Below are 7531 nucleotides of genomic sequence, written 5' to 3'. Positions count from 1 at the left end.
GATCAGGCACGACTCGTGACGGGACCCACCGGGCCACACTGAAAAGCAAAGCCTCGGCTGCGCCATCGGTACTGCTCGGCTTCCCCATCGCTTGGGCCGCCGTTGGCGGGCGGGATGCTGAGAGTCGGCTGAGATCTTGCGGGCGCGAGTTCTCAGGTAGCGGCATGCTGTGCGGTGTGAAGCCTCGGGTGCTGGTCGTGGACGACGAAGTCGGCGTGCGTCGGGCGTTGGAGCGCGGGTTGACGGCTGAGGGGATGGAAGTCGTCACGGCTGCGGATGGGCCCACTGCGTTGCGGGTGGCGTTGACCGGGGCCTTTGACGTGGTGCTGTTGGACATCATGTTGCCTGGGCTGTCCGGGTACCGGGTGTTGCAGCGCATGCGGGCCGATGGGGTGCGGACGCCGGTTTTGATGGTGTCGGCCAAGGACGGGGAGATCGATCAGGCGGACGGGCTGGATCTCGGGGCCGATGGGTACCTGGTCAAGCCGTTCAGCTTCGTGGTGTTGGTGGCGCAGGTTCGAGCCCTCCTCAGACGAGGCGGAGGGGCGCGGCGGAAGTTGACGCTCGGGAACTTGGTGATCGATCGTGGGCTGCGCGAGGTCAGTTGGGGTGGGCAGGACGTTTCGTTGAGTCCTCGGGAGTACGCGGTGCTCGATGTGCTGGCGTCGCGGGCTGGGTCGGTGGTCACCAAGGACGAGTTGTTGCGGTCTGTTTGGGGGGACGAGCAGGCGGCGACTCGGAATGCGGTTGAGGTTTACGTGGGGTACCTCAGGCGCAAGTTGGAGGCTGTTGGGGGTGGGGAAGTGGTGCGGACCGTGCGGGGGCATGGGTACATCGCGTCCACTCCGGACCTCGACAGTGCATTGGGTAACAAGTGAATCCTCGCCGCTGGTGGTTTCGGCGCACGTTGCGTTTCCGGATCACCGTGGTGGCCACTGGGATGGCGTTGTTGTGCTTGGTGGCGTTCACCGGGCTGGCGCCTGCGTTGATCGGGCTGATTCAGATCACGGCGGTTGACCAGGAGTTGGCGAAGGCGCCGCCTCGGGTGCTGGACGTGTCCGGGGTGCCGGTGGATGGTGGGGCGCCGCTTCCGTTGACGTCGCAGGACATTCGCACGTTGAAGAGCGGCGAGCCGGTGTTGCGGCTTGAGGGGGCTTCCGCGCAGCGGTGGCGGGGGCGGGTGGTGTTCGCCGGGGACGGGACGCCTCGGCTTGAGGTGTACGGAAGTACGTTGCTCGGGTACGAGAACGCGAACACGCTGGGGACGCGGTGGTTGGCGGTCGCGGCGGTGTTGGTGGCCGGGTTTGTGGGGATCGCGACCTGGTTGTCGGTGCGGTCGTCGTTGCGGCCCGTTGAGCGGATGCGGGTTGCGGCTGGGGAGTTGCCGCACGGGGAGCGGTTGCCGGTGCCGCCGTCCAGGGACGAGTTGCAGGCGTTGGCTGAGGCGTTGAACGCGTTGCTGGCGCGGCGGGACGAGGCCTCGGATCGGCTGCGGCGGTTCACCGGGGACGCGGCGCACGAGTTGAGGTCGCCGGTGGCGTCGGTGCGGGCGCAGGCTGAGGTCGCGGTGGCGCATCCCGATCCGGACTTCTCGATCGAAGTGCTGGAGTCGGTCGTGGAGGAGTCGATTCGGCTCAGTGCGCTGGTGGACTCGTTGTTGATTCTGGCGCGGGCGGACACGGGGGCGCCGCCTCGGGCTGAGGCGGTGGACCTGGTGCTGGAGGCCGAGGCGGCGATGTCCCGGTTGGACACGGAGTTGTTGGTGCGGTTGAACGCGCCGCCGTCGGCGTGTCTGGTGTCGGCTACCAGGTCCGAGGTCGAGCTGGTGCTGGACAACCTCATGCGGAACGCGGCTCGGTACGCGTACTCGACGATCACCGTGACGTTGGTGCCGGTGGGGCGGGACGTGCGGTTGATCGTGGATGACGACGGGCACGGGATTCCCGTTGAGCATCGGGCGAAGGTGTTCGACCGGTTCTACCGCGTTGAAGAGGATCGTGGGCGTCGGTCTGGCGGGTTCGGGCTCGGGCTGGCGTTGGTGGCGCATCTCGTGCAGCGCAGGGGTGGGTCGGTCAGGGCGGCCGAGTCACCTGCTGGTGGTGCGCGTTTGGAGATCCGCTGGCCGTCCTGGTAGGCAGCGGTGGTGCCAGAGTTGCGAGCGTCGGCGCTGGTCGACGCGCCAGTTGCGGTAGTTGCGGGTGCCCTGCTGGACACCGCGTTGATCGCGGGGTTCGGGGTGAAGGTGCCTGGGCCGTTGTTGTGCCTCGGGGATGTGCTGACCGGGCCGCTCGGGGTGAAGCTGGTCGTCACGCGGGCTGACTTGTCCGGTGTGTCGGCGGCTGGGGATTTTTTGGAGCTGCACACGGATCTCGTGGTCACCGGTGCCGGGACGATGGTGGTCGACCGGGTCGGGTGGACGACGGTCGGTGGCGTGGTCGGGCGGTTCGCGGACGTCACGGTCGGGCGCGGGATGGCGTTGCGGGTGCTGCAGAAGCGGTCGGCCTTGCTGGCGCAGCGGTGTGCCGAGCTGCGGGAGGCGCGCGTGGTGGTCGGGGCGGCGATCGTCCGGGATGGACGGTTGCTGGCTCAGCAGCGGGCGTATCCGGAAAGTCATGCGGGGCAGTGGGAACTGCCCGGCGGACAGGTTGAGGCCGGGGAGAAGCCGGAAGACGCGCTCGTGCGGGAGTGCGAGGAGGAGCTCGGGGTGACGGTCGTCGTCGGCGGGCAGGTCGGGCCGGACGTGCCGTTGAAGAAGGACGTGGTCCTGCGGATCTACGCGGCGGCGCTCGGCGGCGGTGAGCCGGAAGCGTTGGAGCACAACGCTGTCCGGTGGCTCACCGCCGACGAGCTGTCCGGGGTGGACTGGCTGCCCGCGGATCGGGTGCTGGTGCCGGCCCTTCAGGCGCTCCTCACGTGAGTCCGGAGAGGCGCAGGGCCGCGTCCAGGCGGTGCTGGGCGCGGTCGCGGGCCCTTTCCGCGCCCGCCTTGCGGATGCGGTCCAGTTCCGCCGGGTCGGCGAGGAGCTCCAGCGTGCGGTCGCGGACCGGGCGGAGTTCCTCGATCACCGCTTCGGCCACGACGTTCTTGAGGTCGGAGAACCTGCTCGTGTAGTCCTCGGGCTCCTTGCCGGTGCAGGAGCTGAGGATCTCGGTCAGGTTCGCGATGCCGTCGGTCGACGACACGGCGCGGCGCACCTTGCGGCGCACCAGGTCCGGGTCGTCGAGCACGAAGACGACGCCTGTGGAGTTCTGTGCTGACTTGTCCATCTTGCGCGTTGGGTCCGACAAGTCCTTGATGCGCGCGCCCACCTTCGGCACGACCGCCGTCGGCACGATGAACGCCTCGCCGTACGCGTGGTTGAAGCGGCGGGCGAGAGCGCGGGCCAGTTCGACGTGCTGGAGCTGGTCCTCGCCGACCGGCACCTCGGCGGTGCCCTGCAACAGGATGTCCGCCGCCATCAGCACCGGGTAGGTGAGCAGGCTGAGCCGCACGGACCCGCGGCCGAGCGACTTCTCCTTGAACTGGATCATGCGCGCGGCCTCGCCGTAGGTGCAGGTGCACTCCAGAACCCAGTTGAGGGCCCCCAGTTCGCGGATGAGGTCGCTCTGCACGCAGGTGCTCTCCGGGTCGATGCCGCTCGCGATCAGCACGGCGAGCTGTTCGCGCGTCATGGATCGCAGGCGTTGCGGGTTGTGCGACGACGTCATCGCGTGCAGGTCGCTGATGAAGTAGACGTCCTCGGCGGTGCCCTCGCGAGCCCACGTCCGCAGCGCGCCCAGGTAGTTGCCCAAGTGGACCTGGCCGGACGGGGTGATGGCGGAGAGACGGATCATGACATTGGTCCTAACGGGTAAGGACCGCCCGGACGAAACGCACAAAAAAGCCGCCCGTTCCGGGCGGCCAGTGGGTGCGTTAGCGCACAGCTACTCCGGCCGCCTGAAAGGGGCCCACCAGAAGGAGTTCATCGTGCGCATGTTCAGCAGTATAGGACTACCGTTGAAGGATGTTCATCGTGCTGCTGAAGTACTCCGCGCCACTGGAACAGATCGACTACGCCCTCCCCGACCACCGAGCGTGGGTCGAGAAGCAGTACGAGCGAGGTCTCTTCCTCGCCTCAGGGCGTCAGGTGCCGAGGGTCGGGGGCGTGATCATCACGCGGCCGATGCCCCGCGGCAAGCTCGAAGCGCTGCTCGCCACGGACCCGTGGGCCGAGCAGAAGCTGGTGAAGTACGAGATCTGCGAGTTCGAGGCGACGCGCACGGCGCCCGAGCTGATGAAGCTGAACGAGGCCGTGCTGCAGGGTTAGAGCCCTTGTTCGAGCCACGCGATCGCGGTGTCACGTACGCGATCGCCGGTGGCGCTTGAGTTCGAGACCGGTGTGTCGGGCGCGATCGGCGTGTTGCCGTGGACGCGACCGGTGCGGTCGGCCATGTGCGCGGTGGTGATCGCGAGCCGTGCGCCGTCGGGCAGCTTGAACGCCTGGTTCGCGGTCGCGTAGCCGGCTGTCGGTTCGCCGAAAGTGCGGACGTTCTTCCCGCCCAGGAACGAGATCATCACCGCCTCGCCGGAGCTCGCGGTGCGGCCGTCGACGAGCACCGCCACCCGCGCGCCGAGTGCGGCGGGGATCTTGATCTTCCGGAACGCGGTGTGCCAGCCGTTGTAGACGTGCCCGCGGCGGATCCCCCACGAGTGGGGCCGCCCCTTCGGTCTGATGAACCGGCCCTTCTCGCCCTCGCCGAGCAGCGGGGCGACCACCGTGAGCATCGGGTGCATGTCGCCGCCGCGGTTGCCGCGCAGGTCGACCACCCAACCGGTCGGTCGGCTCGCGATCAGTTCGTTCACCACGCTCAGTCCGGCCCTGACGTACGCGGCGCCGTTGCGCGAGTCGGTCTCCGGGATGACCAACCAGGCGGTTGTTCCGATCAACCGACCAGTTGGAACGGTGGGTTCGGGCGGCGTGCTCGCGCGGTGGGACGTGACCAGGTGGGTGTGGGGGTTGCCGAGCGTGGCGATCACGTGACGGATCGCGTCATACGTGTCTTCCGGAGTGCTCGCGCCGACGGTGGCGAGGTGAGCTTCAGCACGTATTGCGGGCCAGTCGGCCTTCGCGCTGTCCATCGAGTGTCGCTGGAGGAGGTCGAGCGCCTTGTCGACGTACGCCCGGATCCTGATCTTTCTCAAGCTGCCTTCAGGGCCTTCTTGGCAGCCTTCGCGGCTTTCTTCGCCGCCTTCTTCCGGGCTTTGTCCCGCTCCTTGAGCAGGAAGGGAATCGGGCAGCGCTTGCACTGGGGTTTCGACCGGCAGCACTTCTTCTTGAGCTTTTTACCCACTGGTTGCACTCCACTCCGACACGTGTCGCTAGAGTAGGTGAGGCTCACTTCACTAGGCACTCTTGTGTGGTAATGCCGACGCAGCCGGTAGTATCAAGGACGGCCCTGCGCATCGAAGTGTCCGGCGCGAGCCCCTCCAACGCCTTCGAAGCTCTAGGAGTTCTGCGTGCCCACGGCCACCGCGCCTGCCCTTCAGACGCGCACTGACCTGCGCAATGTCGCGATCGTCGCGCACGTCGACCACGGCAAGACCACCCTGGTAGACGCCATGCTGCGCCAGTCCGGCGCCTTCTCCGCGCGTGCCGAGCTCGTCGACCGGGTCATGGACTCCGGCGAGCTCGAGCGTGAGAAGGGCATCACGATCCTCGCCAAGAACACGGCTGTGCGCAGGCACACGCCGGACGGCGACGTGATCATCAACGTCGTCGACACCCCCGGCCACGCCGACTTCGGTGGCGAGGTCGAGCGCGCGCTGTCGATGGTCGACGGCGTCGTCCTGCTCGTCGACGCGTCCGAGGGCCCGCTGCCCCAGACGCGCTTCGTGCTGCGCAAGACGCTGGCCGCCGGCCTGCCGGTGATCCTGCTGGTGAACAAGGTCGACCGCCCCGACGCCCGGATCTCCGAGGTCGTCGAGGAAGCCCACGACCTGCTGCTCGACCTCGCCACCGAGGTGGGCGCCGACGAGTCCGTCCTGGACCTGCCGGTCGTCTACGCCTCCGCGCGCGCCGGCCGTGCCTCCCTGACCCAGCCCGAGGACGGCGGCCTGCCGGACGAGGAGAACCTGGACACGCTCTTCCAGGTGCTGCTCGACCACATCCCGGCCCCGCACGTCGACGTCGACGGCCCGCTCCAGGCGCTCGTCACGAACCTCGACGCCTCGACCTTCCTCGGCCGCATCGCGCTGTGCCGCATCCACCAGGGCACGATGCGCAAGGGCGAGACCGTGGCCTGGTGCCGCGAGGACGGCGAGCCCGTCAAGGTCCGCATCACCGAGCTCCTCATCACCGAGGCCCTCGACCGAGTCCCGGCCGAGTTCGCCCGCGCGGGTGACCTGGTCGCCATCGCCGGCATCGCCGACATCACGATCGGTGACACGCTGGCCGACGCCGAGGCCCCCGAGGCGCTCCCCAGGATCACGGTCGACCAGCCCGCGATCTCCATGACCGTCGGCGTGAACACCTCGCCCCTCGCCGGTCGCAACGGCGGCACCAAGCTGACCGCCCGCGTCCTCAAGGCCCGCCTCGACGCCGAACTCGTCGGCAACGTCTCGGTGAAGGTCCTGCCGACCGAGCGCCCGGACACCTGGGAAGTCCAGGGCCGAGGCGAGCTCGCCCTGGCCATCCTGGTCGAGCAGATGCGCCGCGAGGGCTTCGAGCTGACCGTGGGCAAGCCCCAGGTCGTCACGCACATGGTCGACGGCAAGATCCACGAGCCGTTCGAGCGCCTCTCCGTCGACTGCCCCGAGGAGCACCTCGGCGCCGTCACGCAGCTCCTCGCCAACCGCAAGGGCCGCATGGAGAACATGTCGGGCCACGGCACGGGCCGCATCAAGCTCGACTACGTGGTCCCGTCCCGGGGCCTCATCGGCTTCAGGACCGAGTTCCTCACCGAAACCCGAGGCACCGGCATCGCCAACGCCGTCTCCGAGGGCTACGCCCCGTGGGCAGGCGAGATCCGCACCCGCCACAACGGCTCCCTGGTCGCCGACCGCACCGGCTCGATCACCGCCTACGCGATGATCCAGCTGGCCGACCGAGGCACCTTCTTCGTGGAACCGGGCGCCGACGCCTACGAGGGCATGGTCGTGGGCGAAAACCCGCGCGCCGAGGACCTCGACGTCAACATCACCCGCGAGAAGAAGCTCACCAACATGCGCTCCTCCACGGCCGACGTGATGGAGACCCTGGCCCGCCCCCGCAAGCTCTCCCTGGAGGAGGCGCTGGAGTTCTGCGCCTCCGACGAGTGCGTGGAGGTGGCCCCCGAGGTCATCCGCGTCCGCAAGGTGACGCTCGACGCCAACCTGCGAGGCCGCGAGCGCTCGCGCCTGAAGCAGCGCGGCTAGTTCCACCGCTGAACGTCTGACAGGGGCGGCCGGGCCACAAGCCCGGCCGCCCTTCGTCATGTCAGGGGCCGGAACGCCAGCCGAGTTGGTAGCGGTCAGCGGCGTTTCGATCATGAGTTGGTGGTGAGCCTTTTCCATC

The 7531-nt window shown here is 68.4% G+C and carries 8 protein-coding genes; 5 read left to right on the top strand and 3 right to left on the bottom strand.

The features are described from left to right. Positions 1-164: 164 nt before the first annotated feature. The 3 genes from UK23_RS03705 (at position 165) to UK23_RS53565 (ending at position 2917) form a co-directional block, all read left to right on the top strand. Positions 165-878: a response regulator transcription factor gene (locus UK23_RS03705; protein ID WP_045309916.1), complete on the top strand. Its 714-nt coding sequence runs from the start codon at positions 165-167 to the stop codon at positions 876-878. 62 nt (positions 879-940) lie between these two features. Further along, entirely contained in the window at positions 941-2134 is a 1194-nt protein-coding gene (locus UK23_RS03700; protein ID WP_082114382.1) for an ATP-binding protein, read from the top strand. 9 nt (positions 2135-2143) lie between these two features. Continuing rightward, positions 2144-2917: a (deoxy)nucleoside triphosphate pyrophosphohydrolase gene (locus UK23_RS53565; RefSeq protein WP_231114360.1), complete on the top strand. Its 774-nt coding sequence runs from the start codon at positions 2144-2146 to the stop codon at positions 2915-2917. On the opposite strand, the gene trpS is transcribed toward UK23_RS53565, so the two are convergent. Next, on the bottom strand, positions 2910-3833 hold the full coding sequence (gene trpS, locus UK23_RS03690) for a tryptophan--tRNA ligase (RefSeq protein WP_045309914.1): 924 nt from the start codon (positions 3831-3833) through the stop codon (positions 2910-2912). The two genes, UK23_RS53565 and trpS, sit on opposite strands and share 8 nt — an antisense overlap. Before the next feature lie 170 nt (positions 3834-4003). On the opposite strand from trpS, the gene UK23_RS03685 reads away from it, so the two are divergent. Then, on the top strand, positions 4004-4306 hold the full coding sequence (locus UK23_RS03685; protein WP_045309913.1) for a YciI family protein: 303 nt from the start codon (positions 4004-4006) through the stop codon (positions 4304-4306). On the opposite strand, the gene UK23_RS03680 is transcribed toward UK23_RS03685, so the two are convergent. Together UK23_RS03680 and UK23_RS52490 are read right to left on the bottom strand one after the other, a co-directional pair. Beyond that, positions 4303-5181 carry a S41 family peptidase gene (locus UK23_RS03680; RefSeq protein WP_052684328.1) on the bottom strand — a complete coding sequence of 293 codons (879 nt, stop codon included), beginning with the start codon at positions 5179-5181 and terminating at the stop codon, positions 4303-4305. The two genes, UK23_RS03685 and UK23_RS03680, sit on opposite strands and share 4 nt — an antisense overlap. Then, positions 5178-5330, bottom strand: coding sequence for a hypothetical protein (locus UK23_RS52490; protein WP_196777594.1), 153 nt, complete (start codon positions 5328-5330; stop codon positions 5178-5180). The genes UK23_RS03680 and UK23_RS52490 overlap by 4 nt, the downstream gene beginning before the upstream one ends. Positions 5331-5496: 166 nt before the next feature. Between UK23_RS52490 and typA the strand changes: the two genes are divergently transcribed. Next, positions 5497-7392 carry a translational GTPase TypA gene (typA, locus tag UK23_RS03670; protein ID WP_045309912.1) on the top strand — a complete coding sequence of 632 codons (1896 nt, stop codon included), beginning with the start codon at positions 5497-5499 and terminating at the stop codon, positions 7390-7392. Positions 7393-7531 lie beyond the last annotated feature (139 nt).

Source organism: Lentzea aerocolonigenes (assembly GCF_000955955.1).
Classification (GTDB): Bacteria; Actinomycetota; Actinomycetes; order Mycobacteriales; family Pseudonocardiaceae; genus Lentzea; species Lentzea aerocolonigenes_A.
Note: the sequence above shows the minus strand (reverse complement) of the source record. Positions and strands in the feature narration are given on the sequence as shown.